Consider the following 26,092-nt stretch of genomic DNA (forward strand, 5'->3'; position numbering starts at 1 on the left):
TGTCGGAAAGTTAAGCCGAGGTGCTCCATGGATATCATCGAAACAATCAAAGAGCAGATTGCCAACAATACCGTTCTGCTGTACATGAAAGGCTCGCCGAACGCGCCGCAGTGTGGGTTTTCCGCTCGCGCGTCGCAGGCGGTGATGGGATGTGGCGAGAAGTTCGCCTACGTCGATATCCTGCAGAATCCTGAAATCCGCGCCAACCTGCCCAAGTACGCCAACTGGCCGACGTTCCCCCAGCTGTGGGTCGGCGGCGAACTGGTCGGCGGTAGCGACATCCTGCTGGAAATGTACGAGAAGGGTGAGCTGCAGACCTTGATCAAGGACGCGGCGGCCAAAGCCAAGGCCTCCGAAGCCTGATGCACCGACGCGTCGCCCCCTGGGCGGCGCGTCGAGGGCGAGCATGACGCCGTGGAGGGCTTACTCTTCGCCCATCTGCGACTGCATGTAGTTCTCGATACTGATCTTGTCGATCAGCCCCAGTTGAGTTTCCAGCCAGTCGATCTGTTCTTCCTTGCCTTCGAGAATGTCTTCGAGCTGATCCCGGCTACCGAAATCGCCTGCCGTCTCGCAGTGGGCAATGGCGGCCTTGAGGTCGAGCAAGCCTTTCTGTTCGACACGCAGATCGCACTCGATCATCTCGCGGGTATGCTCGCCGATCAGCAGCTTGCCCAGGTCCTGCACGTTGGGAATGCCTTCGAGAAACAGGATGCGCTTGATCAGGGTGTCGGCGTATTTCATCGCATGGATCGAGGCTTTGTATTCGTGCTTGCCAATCGCATGCAGGCCCCAGTCTTCATACATGCGCGCATGCAGGAAGTATTGGTTGATCGCGACCAGCTCGTTTCCGAGAATTTTGTTGAGGTGCTGGATGACGCTGATGTCGCCTTTCATGTCGGGTGCCTGCCATTCAATAAGTGCAATGCGCGAAGTGTGCGACGGTGCCGAGCAGGTGTCAAACTTAAGTAATTGAATACACTATGAAAATCAATAAGAATACGAATGTTTCAAAACTGCGTCTGACGACTAACTGTTTGAATTGAAGGCATAAAAAAACCAGGCCAGGGCCTGGTTCTCTGAAAATCGGCGTTTCACGCAGCGGTAAATTCCACCGGGTAGGGCAAGGCGGCCTGTTGGCCGACCTGCAGATCGGCGAGGGTATCACGGACCACCTCCTTGGCCAGGCACGCGCACTTGCCGCACTGGGTACCCACGTTCGTGGCGGCCCGGACCTCCTTGTAGCTGCAGCATCCTTCATAGATCGCGTCGCGGATCTGTCCGTCGGTGACACCTACACAAAGACACACGTACATAGTCGGCCCATCGTCAGTGGCGGCTGGATGGTCAAGAGAGTAATGCTAATGAGAATGCTTGTCAAAACACGGAAGCACGGCGTTCGCGTGTCCTGACCGGCGGTCAGGGTCGGCCTGCCACGGGATGCCATGTATGATGGGCGCCCCTTGCGGACTGCGCAGCCTGCCTGCGCGGGCCGCGCATGACGCCTACCTGTCAGGAGATGAGAATGAGCGTACTCGTTGGTAAACAAGCCCCGGATTTCACCGTCGCTGCCGTGCTGGGCAATGGCGAGATCGTCGATAGCTTCAACCTGGCTTCGGCCATCAAGGGCAAGTACGGCCTGGTCTTCTTCTACCCGCTGGACTTCACCTTCGTCTGCCCGTCGGAGCTGATCGCCCTAGACAACCGTATGCCTGATTTCCAGGCGCGTGGCGTGGAAGTGATCGGCGTCTCCATCGACTCCCACTTCACCCACAATGCCTGGCGCAACACGCCGGTCGAGAAGGGCGGGATCGGCCAGGTCAGGTACACCCTGGCAGCTGACATCTCCCACGAGATCTGCAAGGCCTACGACGTCGAGTCCGAGGGCGGCGTGGCCTTCCGTGGCGCATTCCTGATCGACCAGAACGGCCTGGTGCGCTCGCAGCTCGTCAACGACCTGCCACTGGGCCGTAACATGGACGAGCTGCTGCGCCTGGTCGATGCCCTGCAGTTCCACGAAGAGCACGGTGAAGTCTGCCCTGCCAACTGGAAGAAAGGCGACAAGGGCATGACGGCCTCGCCTGAAGGCGTTGCGGCGTACCTGAGCGAGAACGCCGGCAAGCTGTAAGCGTCGGGCCAGTTCGTAATCGATCCGGTCGATGACGGCCAGCGGTGGCGAGCTGGCGTTCGAGGCCGTCCAGGTGCATGCCTGGACGGCCTTGCGCTGTCAGGGGCGTTCAGTCGTCGAAGTGACGCCAGCCGCCCATGTCCTTCCAGCGGTTGACGATGGCGCAGAACAGCTCGGCGGTCTTCTCCGTGTCGTAACGGGCCGAGTGGGCCTCGCGGCCATCGAAGTCGATGTCGGCGCTCTGGCACGCCCGCGCCAGCACCGTCTGACCGTAGGCCAGGCCGGCCAGGGTCGCCGTGTCGAAGCTGGAGAACGGGTGGAACGGGTTGCGCTTGAGGTCGCCTCGCGCCACGGCGGCGTTGAGGAAGCCCAGGTCGAAGCTGCTGTTGTGGCCGACCAGGATGGCGCGCTTGCAGCCGTTGGCCTTCAAGGCCTTGCGCACGCCGCGGAAGATGTCGGTCAGCGCGGTTTCCTCGCTGACGGCCATGCGCAGCGGATGATCGAGCTTGATGCCGGTGAACTCCAGGGCAGCCTGCTCGATGTTGGCGCCGGCGAACGGCTCGACCCGATGGAAGTAGGTGTGCTCCGGGAACAGGAAGCCCTTCTCGTCCATGCCGATGGTGACCGCGGCGATCTCCAGCAGGGCGTCGGTAGCGCTGTTGAAGCCACCCGTTTCGACGTCCACGACCACCGGCAGGTAACCGCGGAAACGTTCGGCCATGGGGTGGCGCAGGGTGGCCGATTGACCGTCCTGGTCGTCGTCGTACAGATCGTCGCTCACGCGTGGTCCTCCAGCAGGCGCCAGCGCAGCGTTTCGCCGGCGCGTAGCGGTATCACCGTCTGCTCGCCGAAAGGCAGGCTCTCGGGCGCGGTCCAGGCCTCGCGGACCAGGGTGATGGTGTCGGTGTTGGCCGGCAGGCCGTAGAACGCCGGGCCATGCAGGCTGGCGAAGCCTTCCAGCTTGTCCAGTGCGTTACGGCTTTCGAAAGCTTCGGCGTACAGTTCGATCGCCGCATAGGCGGTGTAGCAGCCTGCACAGCCGCAGGCCGATTCCTTGGCGTGACGCGCATGGGGCGCCGAATCGGTGCCCAGGAAGAACTTGCGGTTGCCGCGGGTGGCGGCGTCGAGCAATGCTTCCTGGTGCGTGTTGCGCTTGAGGATCGGCAGGCAGTAGAAGTGTGGACGGATACCGCCCACCAGCATGTGGTTGCGGTTGTACAGCAGGTGCTGCGCGGTGATGGTCGCACCGACGTTATCGGGCGCTTCGGTGACGAACTGCGCGGCATCGGCGGTGGTGATGTGCTCGAAGACCACCTTGAGGGTCGGGAAGCGTTCGACCACGCCGCGCAGGTGCTCGTCGATGAAACGCTTCTCACGGTCGAACACGTCGATCTCCGCGCGCGTCACCTCGCCGTGCACCAGCAGAGGCAGGCCGGCCTCGGCCAGTGCCTCCAGCGCCGGGAAAATGTTGTCGATGCGCGTGACGCCGGAATCGGAATTGGTGGTCGCGCCGGCCGGGTACAGCTTGGCGGCGTACACCAGGCCGCTGGCCTTGGCCTCGGCGATGTCCTGCGCGGTGGTCCGGTCGGTGAGGTACAGCACCATCAGCGGCTCGAAGCGGCTGCCGGTCGGTCGGGCCGCCAGGATGCGCTCACGGTAGGCGCTGGCCTCGGAAGCGGTGCGCACGGGCGGGACCAGGTTGGGCATGATGATGGCGCGGGCGAAGGTACGCGCCACGTCGCCGACGGTATGCGGCAACACCGCGCCATCGCGCAGGTGAATATGCCAGTCATCGGGACGCAGAAGGGTCAGGCGATCGGACATTGGGGATTCCAGGCGGGTCGAACTCAAGGCGCAATGCTACCGGAAAAGCCCTTCTCGGGCACGGGCTATCAAGTTTGCCGCGCAGCGACCGATACGCTGACGTGAGCCGTGATCATCCGTGGAGCCCGCCGTGCGCCAGCGTTACCTTGCCTTGTTCAGTATGTTTGCCAGCCTGCCGGCGATGGCGCTGACGTTCCAGACACGCATGGAGAACGTCGCCTGGAAGGTCGAGGGCGATGTCTTCGAGTGTCGGCTGGTCCAGCCCGTGGAGGGCTTCGGCAGCGGTGAATTCGTGCGCCGTGCAGGCGAGGCCGCGACGTTCCAGCTGCGCTCGTCCGCCAATGCCTTGGGGGCCGGGCCGGCGACCTTGCTGGCCGCTGCGGCGCCCTGGCAGCCAGGGCGTGCCGACATCGACCTGGGCAGCGTGCGCCTGGGGCGTACAGGCGTGCTGTTCAGTTCTTCCCAGGGGCAGGCCAGCCGCCTGATCAATGGTTTGCTCGACGGGCGCAGCGCGGTGGTGCGTAACCGCGCCGGGGAAGGCGGCCGGACGATGGACGTGCGGGTACTGCCCGTCAGCTTCGCCAAGGCCTACACGGACTACCAGGTGTGCGCCAGCCGTCTGCTGCCGATGAACTACGACCAGATCCGCCAGACCCAGGTCGGCTTCCCGGCCCGTGACGGCACGGACCTGGATGCCGCCGCCAAGGCACGCCTGGACGTGCTGCTCGATTACATGAAGGCCGATCCGACCGTCAACCGCATCGAGCTCGATGGCCATTCCGACAACAGTGGCAACCGCCTGACCAACCGCGAGCTGTCCCGACGGCGTGCCTTGGCCGTGGCGGACTACTTCAAGGCCCATGGTTTCACCGACGCACAGATCACCGTCCGCTTCCATGGCGAGCGCTACCCGCTGGTGCGCAACAACAATGCGTCCAACCGGGCCCGCAACCGGCGCGTCAGCATTCAGCTGGAGCGGGGTGCGGCGCTCGAATCACCCGCACCGGCCAGTGAGCCCGCCGCGCCGGCGGCTTCTGCCGCCAGCCAGGCACCGGCGGCGTCTGCACCGGCGGCGCCAGCCCCGACGACCTCGAACGTCGCGACGCCTGCGCCGACGCCCGCCAAGCCTTAAGCCAGGGAATAGGCCCCCTCGCTCACCGGCGCGTGTCGCTTGGCCGTCACAAGCTGTCGCCCCACTGTAAATCTCGTGCCAAGCCCGGTAGAATCGTGGGCTTTTCGCACAACCCCGTGGAGTGATGGCATGGCGGACGTAAAAAAGGTCGTACTGGCGTATTCCGGCGGCCTCGATACTTCGGTGATTCTCAAGTGGCTGCAAGACACCTATGACTGCGAAGTGGTGACCTTCACCGCCGACCTGGGTCAGGGCGAGGAAGTCGAGCCTGCACGCGCCAAGGCGCAGGCGATGGGTGTCAAGGAAATCTACATCGACGACCTGCGCGAAGAATTCGTGCGTGATTTCGTCTTCCCGATGTTCCGTGCCAACACCGTCTACGAGGGTGAGTACCTGCTCGGTACCTCCATCGCCCGTCCGCTGATCGCCAAGCGCCTGATCGAAATCGCCAACGAAACCGGCGCCGATGCCATTTCCCATGGTGCTACCGGCAAGGGCAACGATCAGGTCCGTTTCGAGCTGGGTGCCTATGCGCTCAAGCCCGGCGTCAAGGTCATCGCGCCGTGGCGCGAGTGGGACCTGCTGTCCCGCGAGAAGCTGATGGACTATGCCGAGAAGCACGGCATTCCGATCGAGCGTCACGGCAAGAAGAAGTCGCCTTACTCGATGGATGCCAACCTGCTGCACATCTCCTATGAGGGCGGGGTGCTGGAAGACACCTGGACCGAGCACGAAGAGGACATGTGGCGCTGGAGCGTCTCGCCCGAGAACGCGCCCGACCAGGCGACCTACCTCGAGCTGACCTACCGCAATGGCGACATCGTGGCCATCGACGGCGTCGAGATGAGCCCGGCCACCGTGCTGGCCGAGCTCAACCGCATCGGCGGCGCGAATGGCATCGGGCGCCTGGACATCGTCGAGAACCGCTACGTCGGCATGAAGTCGCGTGGCTGCTACGAAACCCCGGGCGGCAGCATCATGCTCAAGGCGCACCGCGCCATCGAGTCGATCACCCTGGACCGCGAAGTGGCTCATCTGAAAGACGAGCTGATGCCCAAGTACGCCAGCCTGATCTACACCGGCTACTGGTGGAGCCCGGAGCGCCTGATGCTCCAGCAGATGATCGATGCCTCTCAGGCCAGCGTCAATGGCGTGGTGCGCCTGAAGCTGTACAAGGGCAACATCGTGGTCGTGGGCCGCAAGTCCGACGATTCGCTGTTCGATGCCAACATCGCGACGTTCGAAGAGGACGGGGGTGCCTACAACCAGGCCGACGCCGCCGGCTTCATCAAACTCAATGCCCTGCGCATGCGCATCGCGGCCAACAAAGGTCGCTCCTTGCTCTGAAGGCGTCGATCCCGCCTTGTGCCTGACGGCGACGTCCAGGTACGGGGCGGGCCCTCCCGTCGGTCCGTTCTGGCCCGACGAACGCATCATGGCGCCTCCCGTTCTGCACTGGCGTCATGTCATCGGACCGGGTATCGCCTGTCGGGTCGACAGGGGCTCCACCGCCAGGCGCACGCAGGCGTGGTGCTCCATGTCGTAGATGATCCATTTGCAGTGCACGGCTGGCGTGGTGGTGACCACACGTACCACGTGCTGCTCGATCGCGTGCTTCGCCTGCGGTCCTGAAATCACCAAGGTTTGTGTATCGGCACTGGCGCTGGAGTCGTCATTCGGCGTGCGCGTGCGGGCTGGTGCGTCCGGCTTGGCGGGCTCGGCAGGCACATACAGCGACCTGTAGTTGAAGTTGAGCGTCAGGAAGAACAGCAGAGTCAGGAAAAAGGGAAAGCCTACCAGGAACCAGGTGTAGACGATCTGGCTGCGCTCGCTCAGAAAAGGCAATGACGCGAGTGCAGAGGCTTCGATGACGCCTGCGAAGATTGCGATCACGGTAAGCGGATTGATCGGTTGCATTTCATTCATGGCGAGCCGCCTGTCAGGACAGTGCACGTGGAGGTGTCACGGCCCACACGTTGCATCGGATGCGAGGTGCTTCTTCAGCAGGAAGTCTTGCTGAGGCGAACGATCTTGAGGGTGTGCAATTTCCCATCGATCCGATGTCTTTGTCTGCTCGTGAAGCCGACGTTCCCTACGCTGGGTTCTTCTATTGGTTTGGTAAGGTGGCATTCGAGATGCGTTTATCTTGAGCACCCTATATGAATCAGATTTTTTCTAGATGTAGGAAGTTTCGCTAGTTGATGTAAGTCTTATCTTTGCCATCGAATGAGCAGGGAGGCGACACGCAATTTCATGGCGGTCTCGGTTATTGTGGCGCTTCAAAACTAGAACAACGGAAAGTTGGATAACGCATGAATAAAGTGTTGATCGTAGATGACCATCCGGTCATCCGGCTGGCAGTGCGTATGTTGATGGAGCGGCATGGCTACGATGTGGTAGCGGAAACGGACAACGGCGTGGATGCATTGCAATTGGCGAAGGAGCACCGTCCTGACATCGTGATCCTGGACATCGGTATTCCCAAGCTCGATGGCCTCGAAGTCATCACGCGCCTTGCCATGTGCAACCCCAATACCCGGGTGCTGGTACTCACCTCTCAGGCGCCGGGGCACTTCTCGATGCGCTGCATGCAGGCGGGCGCTGCGGGCTACGTCTGCAAGCAACAGGAACTGACCGAGCTGCTCAGTGCCATCAAGGCGGTGCTCTCCGGTTATAGCTACTTCCCGAACCAGGCATTGCACAAGGCGCGCTGCGTACTCAATGGGGGGACCGAAACCGAGATGGTCGAGCGTCTGTCCGGTCGGGAGATGATGGTGCTGCAGCAACTGGCCAAGGGGCGTAGCAACAAAGAGATCGCCGACAGCATGTTCCTCAGCAACAAGACCGTCAGCACCTACAAGACCCGGTTGCTGCACAAGCTCAATGCCCGTTCGCTGGTCGACCTGATCGAGCTTGCCAATCGTCACGGCCTGACGTGACGGCCAGGCCATGGCCGGTTCAGGCACTCGCTAGAGGTCGTAATCGTATTCGGACAATTGGCGTTTCAACCGGCGCTCTTCCAGCAGGTTGTCGATGGTGCGACGCTTGCTCAGGTCGGCCTTGAGGCTTACCGGCGCCTGCTCTGTGTCGTCTTCAGCGCTGCTACCGAAATCATCGTCCAGAACGAGGTCTTCTTTTTCACTACCCATGTGTCACTCCAAGCCTAGAGCCATGGGCGACCTTATAACGGGATTCGTGAAACCCGTAAAAAAGATTTTTTCAATCGAAGCGAGTGGTTTTTCAAATCGACTCAATCGTCCGAGGTCTTGGCCTTGTATTCGCACAGGTCTTCGATACGGCAACTGCCACAGCGTGGCTTGCGCGCCTGACAGACGTACCGGCCATGCAGGATCAACCAATGGTGAGCGTCCAGCAGGTAATCGTGCGGCACGAATTTCAGCAGCTTGTGCTCGACCTCCAGAACGTTTTTCCCAGGCGCGATGTTCGTGCGGTTGCTGACGCGAAAGATATGCGTGTCCACCGCCATGGTCAGTTGCCTGAACGCGGTGTTGAGTACCACGTTGGCAGTCTTGCGTCCCACCCCTGGCAGCGCTTCCAGCGCTTCGCGCTCGTCGGGCACCTGACCGCCATGACGCTCGAGCAGCAGACGACAGGTCTCGATGACGTTGCGTGCCTTGGCGTTGTACAAGCCGATGGTCTTGATGTAATCGCTCAGGCCCTCGACGCCCAGCGCATGGATCGCTTCGGGCGTGTTGGCCACGGGAAACAGGCGTGCCGTGGCCTTGTTGACGCCGACATCGGTAGCCTGAGCAGACAGGATGACGGCGATCAGCAGCTCGAACGGCGTGGCATAGGCCAGCTCCGTCCTGGGTTCGGGATTGTCTTCGTGCAGCCGACGGAAGATTTCCAGGCGTTTGGCAGCATTCATACTCGTAAGGTCTCCAGGCGCCGACATCGGCCCGGGCCTGCGCTTCAGGTGCCTGAAACCACAGGCACCGGTCCGCCGCTGACGGGCCTCGTTGCTGAGCCGCTCCGGCGTACCGGAGCGCAAGCGATCACTTGATACGCTGGCCTGGCTTGGCGCCGCTGTCCGGGCTGAGCAGGTAGATCTCTTCGCCACCAGGGCCGGCCGCCATGACCATGCCTTCGGACACGCCGAAACGCATCTTGCGAGGCTTGAGGTTGGCGACCATCATCGTCAGGCGGCCTTCCAGTTGCGCAGGGTCAGGGTAAGCCGACTTGATGCCCGAGAACACGTTGCGTCGTTCATCACCGATATCGAGCGTCAGCCGCAGCAGCTTGTCGGCACCGTCCACGGCCTCGGCCTTGACGATGAGGGCCACGCGCAGGTCGACGGCCGCGAATGCGTCGAACTCGATCTGGTCGGCCAATGGCTCCTTGGTCAATTCGCCATTGCCGGCCGGCACCTGCGGCTCGCTCGCATTGGACGCGACCAGGTCCTGCTGGCTGGCCGTGACGATGGCCTCGATCTTGGCCGGTTCGATTCGACTCATCAACGGCTTGAAGGCTTCCAGGCGATGATTCTCCAGGCGCGTGGCATGATCCTCCCAGCGTAGCGGTGGCACGTTCAGGAACGTCTCGGCCTCGGCGGCCAGCAGTGGCAGCACCGGCTTGAGGAAGATCACCAGGCTGCGGAACAGATTGATGCCCTGCGCGCAGATGGCCTGGACCTCGTCCTGCTTGCCGTCCTGCTTGGCCAGCGACCAGGGCGCCTTGTCGGCGATCCAGGCATTGGCGCGGTCGGCCAGGGCCATGATCTCGCGCATGGCGCGGGCGAAGTCGCGTGCCTCGTAAGCCTCGGCAATGCCGGGGGCGGCGGCCAGGAAGGCGTCGGTCAGCGCAGGCTCGGCGTCACCCGCCACCAGCACGCCCTGGTTGCCCTTGTGGATGAAACCGGCGCAGCGGCTGGCGATGTTGACCACCTTGCCGACCAGGTCGGAATTGACCTTCTGCACGAAGTCCTCAAGGTTGAGGTCCAGATCGTCCACGCCACGGCCCAGCTTGGACGCGTAGTAGTAGCGCAGGTACTCCGGCGACAGGTGATCGAGGTAGGTGCGGGCCTTGATGAAGGTGCCGCGGGACTTCGACATCTTCGCGCCGTTGACCGTCAGGTAGCCGTGCACGTTGATCGCGGTCGGCTTGCGCAGACCGGCGCCTTCGAGCATGGCCGGCCAGAACAGGGCGTGGAAGTTGACGATGTCCTTGCCGATGAAGTGGTACAGCTCGGCGGTGGAATCCTTGTGCCAGAACGCATCGAAGTCCAGCTCGGGACGTCGTGCGCAGAGGTTCTTGAAGCTGGCCATGTAGCCGATCGGCGCATCCAGCCAGACGTAGAAATACTTGCCCGGCTCATCGGGGATCTCGAAGCCGAAGTACGGCGCGTCGCGCGAGATGTCCCATTCCTGCAGGCCTGCATCGAGCCATTCGGCGATCTTGTTGGCCACCGGCTCCTGCAGGGTGCCGCTGCGGGTCCAGCCTTGCAGCATGGTCTGGAAGTCCGGCAGCTTGAAGAAGAAATGCTTGGAATCACGCAGCACGGGCGTGGCGCCTGAGATGGCCGAGCGCGGGTCTTTCAGCTCGGTCGGCGAATAGGTCGCGCCGCATTTCTCGCAGTTGTCGCCGTACTGGTCTTCGGCCGCGCACTTGGGGCAGGTGCCCTTGATGAAGCGGTCGGCCAGGAACATGCCTTTTTCCGGGTCGAAGTACTGCGTGACCGCACGGCTGGCGATGTGCCCGGCGTCGCGCAGGCGTCGGTAGATCTCGGCGGACAGCGCGCGGTTCTCTTCGCTGTGGGTCGAGTGGAAGTTGTCGAAGTTCACCAGAAAGTCGGCGAAGTCGGCGCTGTGCTCGGCCTGCACCGCCGCGATCAACTGCTCGGGCGTGACGCCTTCCTTCTCGGCACGCAGCATGATGGCCGAGCCGTGCGCATCGTCCGCGCAGACGTAGACGCACTGGTGGCCGCGCAGCTTCTGGAAGCGAACCCACATGTCCGTCTGGATGTATTCCAGCATGTGGCCAAGGTGGATGGAGCCATTGGCATAGGGCAGGGCGCTGGTAACGAGAATCTGGCGTGGCTCGGACATGGTGGCTCGGCTACTTGTTTGACGGCGTGATGACGTGAAGATGATCGGCCACTATAAAGCGCCGGCGAAGATATTTCACCCCATTGGCGTAACTGTCGAGGGTTGACGGGTTAGCATAGGCACTCGTCCACCACGTCAGTTCCGCCACGGGAGATCCCATGAGTGCCGTCACACGCGCCGCCGTCGAAGCCGTCCTTCGCCAGTACACCGATCCTTACCTGAACCAGGACCCCGTCACGGCCGGGTGCGTCGAGCACATCGAGGTGCAGGGCGATCAGGTCGACGTGCGGTTGCGCATCGGCTATGCCGCCGGTCTGTTCGTGAACGGTTGGGCGCAGGTGCTGCGTACCGCGCTCGAAGGCCTCGACGGCGTCGAGGCTGCACGTGTGACCGTCGACAGCGTGATCGCGCCACACAAGGCCCAGGCGCAGGTGCCGGGCCTGGCCAACGTGAAGAACGTCATCGCCGTGGCGTCGGGCAAGGGCGGTGTCGGCAAGTCCACCACCGCCGCCAACCTGGCCCTGGCCTTGGCGCGCGAGGGTGCGCGGGTCGGTATCCTCGATGCGGACATCTACGGACCCAGTCAGGGCATCATGTTCGGCATCCCCGAAGGCACACGGCCGCAGATACGCGAACAGAAGTGGTTCGTGCCGATCAGGGCCCACGGCGTGGACGTCATGTCGATGGCATTCCTGACCGATGACAACACCCCGATGGTCTGGCGTGGGCCGATGGTCTCCGGTGCCTTGCTGCAGCTGGTCACGCAGACGGCCTGGGACGATCTGGACTACCTGGTGATCGACATGCCGCCAGGCACCGGCGACATCCAGCTGACCCTGGCGCAGAAAGTCCCGGTCGCCGGCTCGGTGATCGTCACCACGCCCCAGGACCTGGCGTTGCTGGATGCGCGCAAGGGCGTGGAGATGTTCCGCAAGGTCAACATTCCGGTCCTGGGGGTGGTCGAGAACATGGCCGTGCACGTGTGCTCGAACTGCGGGCATGCCGAGCACCTGTTCGGCGAGGGGGGCGGTGAAAAGCTCGCCGCTCGTTATGGCGTCGAACTGCTGGCCTCGTTGCCGCTGTCGATGACCATTCGCGAGCAGGCTGACAACGGCCAGCCTACGGTCGTCGCCGACCCTGACGGCCAGATCGCCCTGGTCTACCAAGAGCTGGCGCGGCAAGTCGGCGCGCGTATCGTCCTCGAAGAGGCGGCCTCGGCCGCGATGCCGAGCATCACCATCACCGACGCCTGAGCCAGGCGGGCACCGTCGACCCGACCGGTCGGCGATGCCTGCCTCTTTCGTACAGGCATGAAAAAACCCGCCATTGGCGGGTTTTTTCCAAAGCGAGATCGACTTAGGCGATCTGCACTTCTTCAGCCTGCATGCCTTTCTGGCCGCGGGTAGCGACGAAAGTAACAGCCTGGCCTTCTTTCAGGGTTTTGAAGCCGTCAGCCTGGATGGCCTTGAAGTGTACGAACAGGTCGTCACCCGACTGAGGGGTGATGAAGCCGTAGCCCTTCTCATCGTTGAACCACTTGACGGTACCGGATTGGCGATTGGACATGTGTCTGTCTCCTTGGACAAAGTTGATTTCGGCGCGGGAAACGCCCCGGCCGGGACTGAGTGCAAAGAGCAGGAAAATTCAGCGATGGGCCGATGGTAATCGTGCATCAAACAGAGATTCTCGGTGTCACGTGCAGCACAGTGGCGTCACCTTACCCCACTTTGCGCGGCCTGCCAATGGTCAATGCCCCCTTTGTTGGAATTCGGATCGATGGCAGCCGCACGTCACGGATGGCGCGGGATTGCGGCGGGAAACTTTGCCGCTGGCGCCCGGACCGGTAAGATGCGTCCAGGTTTTTCACATCGCACTTTCAGGACACCGGCCATGAGCATCAAATCGGACAAGTGGATTCGCCGCATGGCGCAGGAACACGGCATGATCGAACCGTTCGTCGAGCGCCAGGTGCGCGGCGAGCAGGACAGCCGGGTCATCTCCTTCGGCGTCTCGAGCTACGGCTACGACGTGCGCTGCGCCGACGAATTCAAGGTGTTCACCAACATCAATTCGGCGACCGTCGACCCGAAGAACTTCGACGCCGGCAGCTTCGTCGACATCAAGAGCGATGTCTGCATCATTCCGCCCAACTCCTTCGCCCTGGCCCGCACCGTCGAGTACTTCCGCATTCCGCGCAACGTGCTGACCATCTGCCTGGGCAAGAGCACCTACGCTCGCTGCGGCATCATCGTCAACGTGACGCCGCTCGAGCCGGAGTGGGAGGGCCACGTCACCCTGGAATTCTCCAACACCACCACCTTGCCGGCCAAGATCTACGCCAACGAGGGCGTGGCGCAGATGCTGTTCCTCGAATCGGACGAAGCTTGCGAAGTCTCGTACAAGGACCGCGGTGGCAAGTACCAGGGCCAGCGTGGTGTCACCCTGCCACGCACCTGAGCCGACGAAGCGCGGGAATTAGTTTGCCGATCGAGGCTCCAAACCAGTGAACAGTCCCGGCACTCATCAAGAGGGCCGGGCGCTCGCCAGGAGTCCCCTATGAAACTAGACCCCGTCATCAATGCAAAGCTGGCCGTGCTGCAGCCCAACCAGATCGGGCTGTTGGCATGGTCACTGCTGGCCCAGCCGCGTTCTCCTTTGCAGGCCGGCGGCATGCCCGGACAACCTGATCCCGATTTCCCTCAACCGACCGAGCCGGATACGGAGCCCGCAGGTGTACCGACCGTGCCTGACGAGCCTCCACCCGCGCCGCAGGCGTGAGTCACGGCACGGCCCAGACCCGCTCGCCGCCCGTCAGGTAGACCCTAGCGGCCCCGGTGGGCGTGACCTCCCAGCCGCCTGTGAACTCCCCGAAGGCCGGCAGCAGGCTAACCCCGTCCTCTACGACATAGCAGGGCAGGCGTAACCGTTGCCGACCACGTCCGCGCAACACGTAGACCGGATGCACGTGCCCTGCCAGTACGGCATGGGTCGGGTGCGGCTCGGGCTCATGGCGCAGGGCGAAGGGCCCCAGCAACCAGGGCTCGTCGACCACCTGCATGCCTAGGCTGGCAGGCGGATCGCCGGCATGCTGGTCGTGGTTGCCGCGGATCAGTACGATGTCCAAGGCAGGATGACGCGCGCGCCAGGCCTCCAGCCGTGCCATGACGGCAGGCGAGCGCGCCGTCTTGGCATGCAGGAAGTCGCCGAGCACGACCAGGCGTTCGCAGTCGTGCGCAGCCAGCAAGGCGTCCAGGCGCGACAGGTTCAACTCGGTGGTGCCGCGCGGCACTGGCTGGTGCAGAGCCCGGTAGCTGGCGGCCTTGCCCAGGTGCAGGTCGGCGATCAGCAGGGTTTTCTCCCGAGGCCAATACAGCGCCTTGTCCACCAGCAACCACAACGTTTCCCCTCGATGTTCGATGACGTGGTGCTCACTCACGGCCAAGGGCCTCCGGCGGCTTTTTCCAGATCGGCGACCATGCGCGCGATACGGTCGGCGAGCTTCTCGCTGGTCATGGTTTCGCGCAGGCCCTCGACGATCAGGGCAAAGGCCAAGGGGCCCGGACGCGCCAGCGCATGCACGTCCAGGCGCAACTGGTTGATACGCACCAGTTGGCGCTGCAGCCGTTCGATTTCAAGTTCCTCGCGCAGGACTTCGTCGCGGGCCTGCCCCAGCAGCAGGTTATCGGCATCGTGCTTGCGGAAGACTTCGTAGAACAGGCCACTGGAGGCTTGTATCTGTCGCATGCTCTTCTGCGCGGCCGGATAACCGCCGAACACCAGGCCGGAAATCCGGGCGATCTCGCGAAAGCGCCGTAGCGCCATTTCACCCGCGTTCAGGCTGTGCAGAACATCTTCCAGCAGCCCGTCTGCTTTCATTGCCGCCGGCAGCAGGTCGGCCCAGGCGACGTGGCTGGGGCTGAGCAGTTCGAAGCCGTAGTCGTTCACGGCGATGGAGATGCTCAGCGGCTGGGTCTGGCTGATCCGCCAGGCGATCAGGTTGGCCAGGCCAAGGTTCGCCATGCGCCCGGCGAACGGGTAGACGAACAGGTGCGAGCCTTGCCGCGAATCGAGGGTCTCGACCAGCAGCGTGTCGCGCGCGGGTAGAGCGGACCAGTGCGCCTGGATGTCCAGCAGCGGGCGTACCGCGCGCATTTCCGGCCCGGTAAAGCGCCCCCGGCTGGCCGTGTCCAGCTGATCCACCATGGCCTCGGCCAACTCGCTGGACAGCGGCAGCCGCGAACCGCTCCAGCGCGCCACCGCTGCCTTGCGCTGGGTGCTGCGGCGCACGTAGGCGGTCATGTTCTCGACCCGTACCAGCTCGAGAATGCGCCCGCCGAACACCAACGTGTCGCCAGGACGCAGCCGCGAGATGAAGCCTTCCTCGACGCTGCCCAGCGAGCGCCCACCGCTGCCCTTGCTCCAGAACTTGAGCTGCAACTGCGCTTCGCTGACGATGGTGCCGATGCCCATCCGATGCCGACGCGCCAGGCGTTGGCTGGCCACGCGCCAGACACCGTCGGGGTGAACCTCCACCCGTTGATAGTCGGGGTAGGCGCTCAGCGAATCGCCGCCATTGCGCACGAAGGCCAGCGCCCAGGCCCACTGACTGTCGCGCAGGTCCTTGAACGCCCAGGTGCTGCGCACCTCGGCCAGCAATTGGTCGGGAACGAAGCCACTGCCCAAGGCCATGCTCACCAGGTGCTGCACCAGCACATCCATGCACAGGCGTGGCGATTGCCGTGCCTCGATATGGCCGGCCGCGAGCGCCTGACGCACCGCAGCTGCCTCGACCAGCTCCATGCTATGGGTCGGCACCAAGGTAATGCGCGAGGCACGTCCCGGCGCATGGCCGGAACGCCCGGCCCGTTGCAGCAGCCGCGCCACGCCCTTGGGCGAACCGATCTGCAGTACCCGCTCCACGGGCAGGAAGTCCACGCCCAGATCGAGACTCGAGGTACAGATCACCGCCTTCAGCGCGCCTTCCTTCAGGCTGCGCTCGACCCAGTCGCGGGTCGCACGGGCCAGCGATGAATGGTGCAGCGCGATCAGGCCGACCCAGTCGGGGCGTGCATCGAGCAGCGCTTGGTACCAGAGTTCGGCCTGTGCACGAGTGTTGGTGAAGACCAGGCAGCTGACACTGGCCTCGATTTCGTCGCGGACCTGACCCAGCATCTTCAGGCCCATCTGACCGGCCCACGGAAAGCGCTCGAGGGCCGGTGGCAGCAGGCTGTCGACCTCGATGCGTTTGTCCTGGCGGCCCTTGACCAGCGCGCCGCCCTCGGGCAACAGCACGTCACGGGCGTGTTCGAGGTTGCCCAGCGTGGCCGACAGCCCCCAGGTCACCAGGTCTGGACGCCAGCGTCGTAGCCGAGCCAGCGCCAGTTGCAACTGCACGCCGCGCTTGCTGCCGAGCAATTCGTGCCACTCATCGACCACTACCATGCGCAAGGTCTTGAATTCTTCCTCGGCATGTTCGCGGGTGAGCAGCAGGGTCAGGCTCTCGGGGGTGGTGATCAGCACGCTGGGCAGGCGGCGGGCCTGACGCGCACGCTCGGCCGCGCCGGTGTCGCCGCTGCGCACGCCGACGCTCCAGTCCAGTTCCAGGTCGGCCAGGGGCGCTTGCAGGGCCTTGGCCGTGTCCGCCGCCAGGGCACGCATCGGGGTGATCCAGAGCACCTGGATCGGCGCCGGCTGACGGGCTTTGGGCACGCGAAACGCGCGCAGCGCGGCGAACCACACCGCATAGGTCTTGCCCGCGCCGGTGTTGGCATGCAACAGCCCGGACTCGCCTCGCGAGACGGCGGCCCAGACGCTGCGCTGGAAGGCAAAGGGCTTCCAGCCCTGGGCGCTGAACCATTGACTGGCGAGGTCGGAAGCTGGCGGCATGCGGCGGACCGTTCTGGAGGGTGTGCTCTACAGACCGCCGCTAGGCCCGGTTGGTTTTACTCGCTCAGGGCGCCAGCAAATAGCCTGAGCGGCAGACGCGCTCGCCAGCCACATGGGCGATGGCCATGCCGTGGGTCGCCAGGCGTCGACCGCTGCGCGCGTAGAGCAGCCCGGCCTGCTGGGTGGGCACGGGGGTGACGTGGTCGGTGAGCGGATCGATGACCTCGGCAACCACCTGGCCGGCCTCTAGGTACTGCCCTGGCTCGGCCTGGAAGACCAGCACGCCACCGTGTGGCGCCACCAGCAGCTCGACAGCTGCCAAGGGCGTCGCCGGATACAGCAGGGCCGGCGGGGGCGGCGCCTGACCCGCAATGGCGCCCCTGAACGTCAGGTAGTCGAGAATCGCCTGGCAGTCCCGTTCGGCCAGCCCATGACTGACATCGGCCTGTCCGCGCAACTCGAGGGTCACCGAGACGCTGCCCGCAGGCATCGGGAAGCGTCTGGCGAACCGTTGCTGGAGCTGCAGCCACAGCAGGCTGAAACACTCATCGAACGACTGACCGCCCGAGTCGGTGGCCAACAGGCTGGCCTGGGCGCCCAGGTAGCCGGCCAGGGGCTCGACCTGGGGCCAGGCGTCGGGCGTGGTGTAGAGGTGCTCGACCGCCTCGAAGTCGCAGTGCAGGTCGAGGATCAGGTCGGCGTCGCAGGCCAGGCGCTGCAAGATCAGGCGCTGGGCCTGCAAGGGCGTATGGGCCGGATGGGCCTGCAGGTTGCGGCGCAGATGATCGCGGATCAGCTCCTGGTTCAGCTCCGGGTCCTGGCCGAGCAGGCCTTCGACCTGATCGCCGATCGTGTCGGAGAGATCGACGAAATGACGGTTGAAGTTCTCGCCACTGTGCAGCTCGAAACGCCCCAGCGGCGCATCGAGCACGACCTGCTCCAGACCCGCCGGATTGGCCACCGGCACCAGCACGATTTCATGCAGCAGCCGGCCTTCGGCGTCGAGGGCGGCCAGCCGGCGCTTCAAGTGCCAGGCCACCAGCATGCCCGGCAGCTCGTCGGCGTGCAGCGAAGCCTGGATGTAGACCTTGCCGCCGGTGCGCGGGCCATAGTGGAAGCTGTGCAGTTGACGGACGCTGCCGGGCGTGGGCCCGAACAGGTCATGGATCACGTGTCGCATGGGACTCCTGGATCGGCGAGAGAAAAAGGCGCTGTCACAGGCCTATACAATCACAGGTCACGGGCGCGCGCAGCACATGATCGCCCCATCCGTTCAGGCCAGCAGGTCCTGCAGGGTCGCCAGGTCATCGGCCTCGTCCACCGGTTTGTCGTGACGCCAGCGCAGCATGCGTGGAAAGCGCACGGCGATACCGCTCTTGTGACGCTTGGACAGGGCGATGCCTTCGAACCCCAGTTCGAACACCAGGGTCGGCGTCACGCTGCGCACCGGCCCGAAGGTGTCGACGGTGGTCTTGCGCACGATGGCGTCGACCTGGCGCATCTCGGCATCGGTCAGGCCCGAATAGGCCTTGGCGAATGGCACCAAGGTGCGGTCCGGCGCGCCGGGCGGACCGTCCCAGACAGCAAAGGTGTAGTCGCTGTACAGGCTGGCGCGGCGCCCGTGGCCTCGTTGTGCGTAGATCAGCACGGCGTCCACGCTGAACGGGTCGATCTTCCACTTCCACCACAGGCCCATGTCCTTGGTGCGCCCGACGCCATACAACGCCTCGCGCTGTTTGAGCATCAGCCCTTCGACGCCCAGGGCCCGCGATTGCTCGCGCTGTTCGGCAAGATCGGCCCAGTCCTTGCCCGTGAGCAGCGGCGAGAGCAGCACCGGGGCCGAGGGGTGAGTCTCGACCAGGCGTTCGAGCTGGGCGCGCCGTGCATGCTGAGGGCGCGTGCGCCAATCTTCCCCTTCCCATTCGAGCAGGTCGTAGGCTTGCAGCACCACCGGGACATCGGCCAACAGTTTCTTGCCCAAGGTCTTGCGCCCCAGTCGCTGTTGCAGCAGGGCGAAAGGCTGAACCGTCGCTTCCTGCCCGGCGTCGGGCGCCTTCCAGACCAGGATCTCGCCATCGAGCACGACCCCGTCCGGCAGACTGTCGACCAGGCTGTGCAGCTCCGGGAAACGGTCGGTGACCAGCTCCTCGCCCCGTGACCAGATCCACAACTGCCCGTCGCGCCTGACCACCTGGGCACGAATGCCGTCCCACTTCCATTCCGCCTGCCAGTCGCCGGTCGGCCCGAGCAGCGCGTCGAACTGCTCGGTGGGCGCTTGCAGGGCATGGGCCAGGAAGAACGGGTAGGGCTGTCCACCGCGCTGGGCATGCTCATCGGCCGACTCCGGCGCGATCAGCGTCTGATAGCTGGCCGCCGTCGGCCGATGCGAGAGGTCGGTGTAGCCGACCAGACGCTGGGCGACGCGCTTGGCGTCCAGTCCGGCCAGTTGCGCGAGGGCGCGGGTGACCAGCAGCTTCGACACCCCGACCCGGAAGCTGCCGGTGATCAGCTTGAGGCAGAGCATCAGGCTGGGCCGGTCCAGGCGTGCCCACAGCGCGGGCAATTGCTCCTTGATCTGCTCGGGCGCCTGGCCGCGCAGGGGTAGCAGGTGCACCTCGACCCACTGTGCCAGATCCTCGTCACTGGTCTGCTCGGACGGGGGCAACAGCAGCGAAATGGCCTCGGCCAGGTCGCCCACCGACTGGTAGCTTTCCTCGAACAGCCAGTCGGGCAAGCCTGTCAGCTCGATGGTCAGTTCGCGCAACAGGCGTGTGGGCACCAACTGCCGGGGACGGCCGCCGGCCAGGAAGTACACGGCCCAGGCCGCTTCATGGGGCGCCGCCTCGGCAAAATAGTCCTGCAACGCACGCAGCTTGGCGTTGCTCGAGGTGGTGGCGTCCAAGCGCAGGTAGAGCTCGGCGAAGGCCTTCATGCCGATGCCTCCGCCGTGGCCTGGGCGTCGTCCTCATCGCCGTATTCGGTGACGAATGCCCGTGCGTCGAGCCCCAGTTCGTTGAGGTAACGCACCAGCACGCCGACCGAGCCGTGGGTGACCATCACCCGCTCCGCGCCGGTCTGCTCGATGGCCCACAGCAGCCCCGGCCAGTCGGCGTGGTCGGACAGCACGAAGCCCCGGTCCACGCCGCGCCGCCGACGGGTCCCGCGCAACAGCATCCAGCCACTGGCGAAGGCGTCACTGTAGTCGCCGAAGCGTTTCATCCAGCTGCTGCCCGAGGCCGAGGGCGGTGCCATGATCAAGGCCTCGCGCATCATCGGGTCATTGCGCGGTACGTCGCCGGCGTACACCGTCGGCGGCAAGGCCACGCCGGCCTCGCGGTACACCCGGTTGAGCGGTTCGACGGCGCCGTGCACCAGGATCGGGCCAATCCCGGCGTCGAGCCCGTGGAGGATGCGCTGGGCCTTGCCGAAGGCGTAGCTGAACAGCACGCTGGCCTTGCCCTGTTCGCGGTTGGTACGCCACCAGGCGTTGATCTCGGCGAACACCTCGGCCTGGGACGGCCAGCGGTAGATGGGCAACCCAAAGGTCGATTCGGTGATGAAGGTATGGCAGCGCACCGGTTCGAACGGGGTACAGGTACCGTCCGGCTCGACCTTGTAGTCGCCCGAGGCCACCCAGACTTCGCCCTGGTACTCCAGGCGTACCTGGGCCGAGCCCAGCACGTGTCCGGCCGGATGGAAGCTCAGCGTCACGCCGTGGTGGTCGAGGCGCTCTCCATAGGGCAGGGTCTGCAAGCGAATGTCCTCGCCCAGTCGACTGCGCAGCACGCCGGCGCCAGGCTCGGCGGTCAGGTAATGGGTGTTGCCGGGCCGCGAGTGATCGCCATGGCCATGGGTGATGACCGCGCGTTCCACCGGGCGCCACGGATCGATGTAGAAATCACCGGGCGGGCAGTACAGCCCTTCGGGGCGGGCGATGACGAGGTCCATGGGCAGGCCACTGGCAGGGGAGTTACAAAGTAGGAGTCACGCTCTGCCGGGGAGTTCGAGGGGATTGGGGTGGCCCGGTCGCGAGTGACCGGGCGCGTTGACAGCGGGTGGGGACACTGACCTGCGTCGGGCCCCGACCCGGTCGTGGCTAGCGCTCGGGGACCAGGCTCAGGCGCTGGGTGCCATACCCTTGGGTGAAGTGCTGCGGCTGCAGCGGCAGGGTGGTGAAGCGGCCTGCGAACCAGTCCTGGAGGTTGTCATTCGCGTGGGCGCTGGCCGGATGGCCGGACGGGGCGGTACTGGTCAGCACGCGCAGCGGCTCGGCCTGGCCGAAATCGACGATCAGGCGTGCCGACGGTGGCAACTGCGTGTCGAAATCGCGGCCCCAGGCGTAGGGCGTGAGCGCCAGGGTGCTGAAGTCGCCACCGGCAGCGCGCGAGGGGCGCGCCACGCCATCGCCCAACCCCTGCCAGGTCGACATCGGCCAGCGGTAGGCATGCAGGCGGCCCCATTGCCAGGTGCGCGGATCGTTGCCCAGCTGCGCCCGGCCGGCCTCCATCGCGGCCGCCAGGCTGCGTGCCAGGAGGGTCGGTTTGTCTTCGTGCTGCGGGGTCGAACGGTCGTCCCAGAACGGGCTGTCGTCACGCCCCAGCAGATGGTCGGCCTGGGCCGAGTAGGACAGGCGCGCGTTGGCGACGAAGGTCTGCCAGGCCTCGCTCGACTCCGGGCCCAGCTCGTCGAGGAACGTCTGCCGCGCGACCTGGTGCAAGAACAGCGCATACAGGGCCGCGTCCGCCGACTGGGCGCTCAGGCGACCGTCGAAGGCCTTCAGGCGAGCCAGGGCCTGACGGGCCAGGTCGCGTTGCGCCGCCGGCAGGGCGTCGATGGCCCGTGGCAGCGCCGAGGCCATGCCAGGCGCGTCGAGCATCTGCTTGAGCTTGCCGGCCAGGGGCGTGAGCTGATCGTTCTGCATGGCCGCCAGGCTGCGCACGTCGTGACGCCCGGTACCGATCAGTTGCGCCAGACGTTCGGCACGCTCGGGGTAGTCCCAGGTGTTGGACAACTGCATGCCATAGCCGCGTGCCAGGCTGCGCTGGTTGGCGTGGCCGATCCAGCCACGGGCCGGGTCCTGGTCGTAGGGGTGCAGCATCGGGTCGGCGTAGCCATCCCAGTCGTAGCGTCCGTCCCAGCCTGGCGAGGGCAGCAGGCCTTGCCCGTCGCGCCGGTTCGGGTAGCGACCGGTGACCTGCCAGCCGATGTGCTGGGCATCGGCGAAGACCAGGTTGAGCGCGGCGGCGCCAATGGCACGTGCGCTGTCGGACGCCCGCTCCAGGGTGCTGGCGCGGGTCAGGTCGAACAGCGCATCCAGGCTGCGATCGCCCTGCAGCGTCGGCAGTTGCAAGGCCAGGCCCAAGGCCTCGTTACCCGGTTGTCCGAGCAGCGTGCCGTGGCGCGTTTCGTACATGACCTCGCGCTGCGGACGCTGGCCGCGGACCTGGAAGGTTTCGGTGCGCCCGCGTGCGGGCTGCCACGTACCGTCGGCCAGGTAGGTCAGCAGGTTGCCCTGGCGCCGCAGTTTTTCCAGGTAGAGGTCCTGGTTGTCGGCCATCACCGCGCTGCTGCTCCAGGCCAGTTTGCCGTTGAAGCCGGCCAGGATCAGCGGCAGCCCAGGCAGGGTCAAGCCGGCAGCCTGGTACTTGCCCGTGTGGATCTGCACCGGGGACAACGCCCAGGCCGCACGGCTGTCGCTGGCGAGCAGACTGCGGCCGCTCTGGCTGCGCTGTGGCCCCAGCACCCAGCTGGCCGAGCCGGGGCTGCCCAGCAAGTCGAAGGCCGCCAGGCGCTGACTGGCGGCATTCAGCGCACCGAGCCCTGGTAACCCGTGGGTCAGGTCCAGACCCTGGAGCTTGGCCGCCTCGGTGTCGGGCAACGGCTCGTCGGCGGCGCTGGGCAGCAGCCAGGCCAGGCGGTCGACGCCGACCTTTTGTGCGAGGGTCAGGCCGGCGAGCTCCTCCTGCAGGTTCACCGACTGACTGAAGGCGTACAGGCTGAACAGCAGGGCCGAGTCTTCGGGCTTCCAGTAGGCGGGCCGGTAACTGGCCTTGGCCAGCGTACCCGGCAGGGCGTCACGGAAGCGGAACAGGTAGGCGTTGACGCCCCGGGCATAGACCTCGAAGAAGCGCTTCAGGCGTGGGGAGGCATCGGCGTACAGCTGGTCGGCGCTGCGCCGCAGGTTGGCGGCGCGCATCAAGCGGTCGGTGTTCAGCGCCTGCGGCCCTTCCAGCTCGGCCAACCGGCCCTGCGCCAGCAGGCGCAAGGTGACCATCTGCTCGATGCGGTCGACGGCATGCAGGTAGCCGAGGCTGAACAGCGCGTCGTGGAACGTGCTGCTCTCGATCAACGGCATGCCCTGCGGATTGCGCCGCACCGAGACGTTCTGGGCCAGGCCCTTGAGCGGCTGTACACCTGCGCTCGGAGGCAAGGTGGACTGCTGGGAAACTGTCTGACAGCCGGCCAGGCCGAGCACGCCGCACAGCATCGCCGCCGCACGCAGGCGTGGGCGCGAGGAAGGAAAACGAAGGACGGCCATGGCCAGGCTCCTGGGAAAGAAAAGGGGGGCAAGCGGCAAGCGGCAAGTGGCAAGCTACAAGCGGCAAGCGGCAAGCTACAAGCGGACGGCAGTGCGGTCTGTCAGGTGTTGACAGGACATTGATACGGCGCTGACGCTCTGACTTGCAGCTTGCAGCTTGCAGCTTGCAGCTTGCAGCTTGCAGCTTGCAGCTTGCAGCTTGCAGCTTGCAGCTTGCAGCTTGCAGCTTGCAGCTTGCAGCTTGCAGCTAACTCAAGCCCCGTGGCATTTCTTGAATTTCTTCTCGCTGCCGCAGGGGCACGGGTCGTTGCGGCCCACGTCCTTCAGCGCGTTGCGCACCGGCTCTTGCGGGGCGTGGTTGCAGTGCGGGCCATGCACGTGGCCATGGTCATGGTCGTGATGATGGTCATGATCGTGGTTGCAGTCAGGGCCGTGAACGTGAGGTTGCTGGGTCATTGCGGTTACTCCGGTGTGAGATCACCGGGCATTATCTCACCCCTGCGCGACAAGTGCAGGTCGTGCCAGAAGAATAATCCGCTGGCCACGTCCACCTCCAGCTGGTACGGCAACGCCTCGTGGCGCTTGAGCAGGCGAGCCAGGGGGCGCAATTGTTTCCACAGGTTGGTCCGTGCGGTGATCTGGAAGGTGCGTTGCTCATGCGCCCCGACGCTGCGCCACAGGCGTTCGTCGGCGTCCGCCAGCAGCAGGCCGCCCAGGCGCACCGAATAGTCCAGGTGACGAATGAACAGGCGGCTGTCGTTCGGGTTGACCACGCGCACGTACAGCACGAATTCCTGCTGGTGCAGACCTGCCTTGACCTTGCGGACCTTGACCAGGTGCAGTTCGGGCGCTTTCCAGGTGTCCGCCCCCCAGCTCACGCAGCCGCTGAGCAGCACCAGGGCGATCCCGAGTGTCAGCGCACGCAAGAGAGCGCTCATCTCAGTGGTCCAGGTAACTGGAGCAGCACTTCTTGAATTTCTGCCCGCTCGCACAGGGGCAAGGGTCGTTGCGCCCGGCCTTGAGGCCGACGGTGGGGTCGATGAAGTACCAACGGCCGGCGTGCTGGACGAAGGCCGAGCGCTCGCGATGCTGGTGGTCGCCCGCCGTGTCGTGCCAGCGGACCGTGAAGGTGACGAAGGCATGCTCCGGTTGACCGCCGAAGACCTCGGCCCCCTCGACCTCCAGGCCGAGCCAGGTGCTCTCGGCGCTCCAGGCCGCGATGCCTGCGCGATCCAGGCCCTCGCGCTGCACGGGCAGCGTCGTGTCTACCAGGTAGTCGACCAGGCCGAGCACGTAGGCGCTGTAGCGCGAACGCATCAGCGACTGCGCATCCGGTGCGGGCGTGCCGGCATGCAGGTGACCACAGCAGGCGTCGAGCAGGTTGCCGCTGCCACAGGGGCAGACCGCGACACTCATCGCATGCCCTCAAGCGGCAGGCGCACGGACAGGTCGGGTGTGGGTGCGTTCATGGACGGCCTCAAGGTTCGATGGCGGGTGGATGACAGTGTCAGCGACAGACGCCAGGACCGCAAGCATCCAGGCAGGGTCACCACCAATACTTTCCGAACAGCTCCGGGTTGGCCCAGAACCGTGCGTTGAGCCAGTCCGGCACCTGCTTGTAATCGTGCAGGTCGTAGGTGAACAGGCGCAGTACCTGCGCCTCGCGGCCAAAGCGTTCGCTTTCCGACAAGGCCAGGGCGAAGAAGTCCGTGGCGTGCCAACCGCAGGCGGCCAGGTCCGCCAGCACTGCCACACGGCTGGCGTTGAGGTTGCGGATGCCGCCCAGTAGTTGCAGGCCGTCGCGCTTGGGCAGGTGCTCCAGGCAATCGACCAGCACGGCCAGGTCGAAGCGAGTGGCGGCCAGCGCCTCCGGCAATGGCCCAGGCGGCGCTGTCGTGATCTGTACATGGGGGTGGGCTTCGGCGAAGGCGTCGAGCGCCGGGAAGCGGCTGCCGACCAGCAGCAGGCGCTGGGGTGAAACCCGCTCGAGCAGGGCCGCGAGGGCCTGTTGGGGCGTTCGTTGAGAAAATCCGTCGCGCATGACCAGTCCTCGTGCTGAAGCGGCAAGCGTAACGGGGTTGCAGGCCTGTGGCATAGAGGGCGGGCGTGCGGACGGCCAGCATCTGGCTGGCAGGAGACTCGCCGGAAGGCTTTACTGCACGGGGCAAGGTCGCGTGAGCCAACGGCAGGACGTTGGGGGCGTACGGGATCGATCATCGAATGAAAGGAGGCCAACATGGGTGGGGTGACCGCCGTGGGCAAACTGCTGACCATCGCATTCTGGTGGGTGGTGTTGTGGAACGTACTGATGCCTGCCGCCAGGCCGTTCAACCTGCTGATCGCGGCAGCCGGATGCCTGTTGCTGGGCCTGCACGTGCTGGAGATGCTGTGGTTCAATGCCCGCCTGCGCGGGCGCCGTCACCGCGTGTTCGACCGCTTGCAGATCCTGCTGACGGGGATCTTCCACATCATCTCCATGTCGCGTCGTCGCACCGTCGACTGATCGCCCCTGCGTTTCT

Annotated in this window: 28 protein-coding genes; 9 read left to right on the forward strand and 19 right to left on the reverse strand. The window is 64.9% G+C overall.

Features of this window, described 5'->3' with window-relative positions:
* Positions 1-27 precede the first annotated feature (27 nt).
* Positions 28-363 carry a Grx4 family monothiol glutaredoxin gene (gene grxD / locus G7007_RS04190; RefSeq protein WP_181092548.1) on the forward strand — a complete coding sequence of 112 codons (336 nt, stop codon included), beginning with the start codon at positions 28-30 and terminating at the stop codon, positions 361-363.
* 60 nt (positions 364-423) lie between these two features.
* Here grxD and bfr read toward each other — a convergent pair whose 3' ends face one another.
* Together bfr and G7007_RS04200 are read right to left on the reverse strand one after the other, a co-directional pair.
* Positions 424-897 (reverse strand): bacterioferritin, encoded by a 474-nt coding sequence (gene bfr, locus G7007_RS04195; protein WP_181099194.1) that lies wholly within the window; start codon positions 895-897, stop codon positions 424-426.
* A gap of 197 nt (positions 898-1,094) precedes the next feature.
* Positions 1,095-1,316 carry a bacterioferritin-associated ferredoxin gene (locus G7007_RS04200; protein ID WP_181099196.1) on the reverse strand — a complete coding sequence of 74 codons (222 nt, stop codon included), beginning with the start codon at positions 1,314-1,316 and terminating at the stop codon, positions 1,095-1,097.
* 209 nt (positions 1,317-1,525) lie between these two features.
* Between G7007_RS04200 and G7007_RS04205 the strand changes: the two genes are divergently transcribed.
* Positions 1,526-2,128, forward strand: a complete 603-nt coding sequence (locus G7007_RS04205) for a peroxiredoxin (protein WP_181099198.1) — start codon at positions 1,526-1,528, stop codon at positions 2,126-2,128.
* 109 nt (positions 2,129-2,237) lie between these two features.
* Here G7007_RS04205 and rnt read toward each other — a convergent pair whose 3' ends face one another.
* On the reverse strand, positions 2,238-2,909 hold the full coding sequence (gene rnt / locus G7007_RS04210) for a ribonuclease T (protein ID WP_181099200.1): 672 nt from the start codon (positions 2,907-2,909) through the stop codon (positions 2,238-2,240).
* Positions 2,906-3,952, reverse strand: coding sequence for a dihydroorotase (pyrC, locus tag G7007_RS04215; protein ID WP_181099202.1), 1,047 nt, complete (start codon positions 3,950-3,952; stop codon positions 2,906-2,908). Before pyrC ends, rnt begins: the two co-directional genes overlap by 4 nt.
* Positions 3,953-4,082: 130 nt before the next feature.
* Between pyrC and G7007_RS04220 the strand changes: the two genes are divergently transcribed.
* Both G7007_RS04220 and G7007_RS04225 read left to right on the forward strand, forming a co-directional pair.
* Positions 4,083-5,084, forward strand: a complete 1,002-nt coding sequence (locus tag G7007_RS04220) for a flagellar protein MotY (RefSeq protein ID WP_181099204.1) — start codon at positions 4,083-4,085, stop codon at positions 5,082-5,084.
* Positions 5,085-5,213: 129 nt separating this feature from the next.
* On the forward strand, positions 5,214-6,431 hold the full coding sequence (locus G7007_RS04225; protein ID WP_181099206.1) for an argininosuccinate synthase: 1,218 nt from the start codon (positions 5,214-5,216) through the stop codon (positions 6,429-6,431).
* 114 nt (positions 6,432-6,545) lie between these two features.
* On the opposite strand, the gene G7007_RS04230 is transcribed toward G7007_RS04225, so the two are convergent.
* Positions 6,546-7,010 carry a hypothetical protein gene (locus tag G7007_RS04230; protein WP_258198445.1) on the reverse strand — a complete coding sequence of 155 codons (465 nt, stop codon included), beginning with the start codon at positions 7,008-7,010 and terminating at the stop codon, positions 6,546-6,548.
* A gap of 386 nt (positions 7,011-7,396) precedes the next feature.
* Between G7007_RS04230 and G7007_RS04235 the strand changes: the two genes are divergently transcribed.
* Entirely contained in the window at positions 7,397-8,023 is a 627-nt protein-coding gene (locus G7007_RS04235) for a response regulator transcription factor (RefSeq protein WP_181099208.1), read from the forward strand.
* 30 nt (positions 8,024-8,053) lie between these two features.
* Here G7007_RS04235 and G7007_RS04240 read toward each other — a convergent pair whose 3' ends face one another.
* The 3 genes from G7007_RS04240 to metG all read right to left on the reverse strand — a co-directional run bounded on the left by G7007_RS04240 (position 8,054) and on the right by metG (position 11,149).
* Complete coding sequence (locus G7007_RS04240) at positions 8,054-8,233, reverse strand: PA3496 family putative envelope integrity protein (RefSeq protein ID WP_181099210.1); 180 nt, start codon at positions 8,231-8,233, stop codon at positions 8,054-8,056.
* 101 nt (positions 8,234-8,334) lie between these two features.
* The gene (gene nth, locus G7007_RS04245) at positions 8,335-8,973 is read right to left on the reverse strand and encodes an endonuclease III (protein WP_181099212.1); all 639 of its coding nucleotides are present in this window, start codon (positions 8,971-8,973) and stop codon (positions 8,335-8,337) included.
* A gap of 127 nt (positions 8,974-9,100) precedes the next feature.
* The gene (gene metG / locus G7007_RS04250; protein WP_181099222.1) at positions 9,101-11,149 is read right to left on the reverse strand and encodes a methionine--tRNA ligase; all 2,049 of its coding nucleotides are present in this window, start codon (positions 11,147-11,149) and stop codon (positions 9,101-9,103) included.
* A 158-nt stretch (positions 11,150-11,307) separates the two neighbouring features.
* Here metG and apbC point away from each other — a divergent pair, with 158 nt between their 5' ends.
* A complete protein-coding gene (apbC, locus tag G7007_RS04255) occupies positions 11,308-12,402 on the forward strand; it encodes an iron-sulfur cluster carrier protein ApbC (protein WP_181099224.1) in 1,095 nt (364 codons plus the stop codon).
* A gap of 103 nt (positions 12,403-12,505) precedes the next feature.
* On the opposite strand, the gene G7007_RS04260 is transcribed toward apbC, so the two are convergent.
* A complete protein-coding gene (locus G7007_RS04260; RefSeq protein WP_016488765.1) occupies positions 12,506-12,715 on the reverse strand; it encodes a cold-shock protein in 210 nt (69 codons plus the stop codon).
* Between the two features lie 324 nt (positions 12,716-13,039).
* Between G7007_RS04260 and dcd the strand changes: the two genes are divergently transcribed.
* Together dcd and G7007_RS04270 are read left to right on the forward strand one after the other, a co-directional pair.
* Positions 13,040-13,606 carry a dCTP deaminase gene (gene dcd, locus G7007_RS04265; protein ID WP_060394744.1) on the forward strand — a complete coding sequence of 189 codons (567 nt, stop codon included), beginning with the start codon at positions 13,040-13,042 and terminating at the stop codon, positions 13,604-13,606.
* Between the two features lie 99 nt (positions 13,607-13,705).
* A complete protein-coding gene (locus G7007_RS04270) occupies positions 13,706-13,927 on the forward strand; it encodes a hypothetical protein (RefSeq protein WP_181099226.1) in 222 nt (73 codons plus the stop codon).
* A 1-nt stretch (position 13,928) separates the two neighbouring features.
* Here the strand turns inward: G7007_RS04270 and pdeM are convergent, their stop codons facing one another.
* The 10 genes from pdeM to G7007_RS04320 all read right to left on the reverse strand — a co-directional run bounded on the left by pdeM (position 13,929) and on the right by G7007_RS04320 (position 25,614).
* Positions 13,929-14,585 carry a ligase-associated DNA damage response endonuclease PdeM gene (pdeM, locus tag G7007_RS04275; protein ID WP_181099228.1) on the reverse strand — a complete coding sequence of 219 codons (657 nt, stop codon included), beginning with the start codon at positions 14,583-14,585 and terminating at the stop codon, positions 13,929-13,931.
* Entirely contained in the window at positions 14,582-17,035 is a 2,454-nt protein-coding gene (locus tag G7007_RS04280; protein ID WP_181099230.1) for a ligase-associated DNA damage response DEXH box helicase, read from the reverse strand. The genes pdeM and G7007_RS04280 overlap by 4 nt, the downstream gene beginning before the upstream one ends.
* A 64-nt stretch (positions 17,036-17,099) precedes the next feature.
* Positions 17,100-18,215, reverse strand: a complete 1,116-nt coding sequence (locus G7007_RS04285; RefSeq protein WP_181099232.1) for a M14 family metallopeptidase — start codon at positions 18,213-18,215, stop codon at positions 17,100-17,102.
* 93 nt (positions 18,216-18,308) lie between these two features.
* Positions 18,309-19,967, reverse strand: a complete 1,659-nt coding sequence (locus G7007_RS04290) for an ATP-dependent DNA ligase (protein ID WP_181099234.1) — start codon at positions 19,965-19,967, stop codon at positions 18,309-18,311.
* The gene (locus tag G7007_RS04295) at positions 19,964-20,983 is read right to left on the reverse strand and encodes a ligase-associated DNA damage response exonuclease (protein WP_181099236.1); all 1,020 of its coding nucleotides are present in this window, start codon (positions 20,981-20,983) and stop codon (positions 19,964-19,966) included. The genes G7007_RS04290 and G7007_RS04295 overlap by 4 nt, the downstream gene beginning before the upstream one ends.
* A 148-nt stretch (positions 20,984-21,131) precedes the next feature.
* Positions 21,132-23,573 (reverse strand): penicillin acylase family protein, encoded by a 2,442-nt coding sequence (locus G7007_RS04300; RefSeq protein WP_181099238.1) that lies wholly within the window; start codon positions 23,571-23,573, stop codon positions 21,132-21,134.
* A 252-nt stretch (positions 23,574-23,825) separates the two neighbouring features.
* A complete protein-coding gene (locus G7007_RS04305) occupies positions 23,826-24,029 on the reverse strand; it encodes an SEC-C metal-binding domain-containing protein (protein WP_060394738.1) in 204 nt (67 codons plus the stop codon).
* A gap of 5 nt (positions 24,030-24,034) precedes the next feature.
* Entirely contained in the window at positions 24,035-24,511 is a 477-nt protein-coding gene (locus tag G7007_RS04310) for an LEA type 2 family protein (RefSeq protein WP_181099240.1), read from the reverse strand.
* A 1-nt stretch (position 24,512) separates the two neighbouring features.
* Positions 24,513-24,989 carry a YchJ family protein gene (locus G7007_RS04315; RefSeq protein WP_181099242.1) on the reverse strand — a complete coding sequence of 159 codons (477 nt, stop codon included), beginning with the start codon at positions 24,987-24,989 and terminating at the stop codon, positions 24,513-24,515.
* A gap of 130 nt (positions 24,990-25,119) precedes the next feature.
* Complete coding sequence (locus G7007_RS04320) at positions 25,120-25,614, reverse strand: DUF6231 family protein (protein ID WP_181099244.1); 495 nt, start codon at positions 25,612-25,614, stop codon at positions 25,120-25,122.
* 195 nt (positions 25,615-25,809) lie between these two features.
* Here G7007_RS04320 and G7007_RS04325 point away from each other — a divergent pair, with 195 nt between their 5' ends.
* Positions 25,810-26,076 carry a DUF1145 domain-containing protein gene (locus G7007_RS04325; protein ID WP_181099246.1) on the forward strand — a complete coding sequence of 89 codons (267 nt, stop codon included), beginning with the start codon at positions 25,810-25,812 and terminating at the stop codon, positions 26,074-26,076.
* Positions 26,077-26,092: the final 16 nt, after the last annotated feature.

This window comes from Pseudomonas entomophila, assembly GCF_013523125.1.
GTDB classification, from domain to species: domain Bacteria; phylum Pseudomonadota; class Gammaproteobacteria; order Pseudomonadales; family Pseudomonadaceae; genus Aquipseudomonas; species Aquipseudomonas entomophila_B.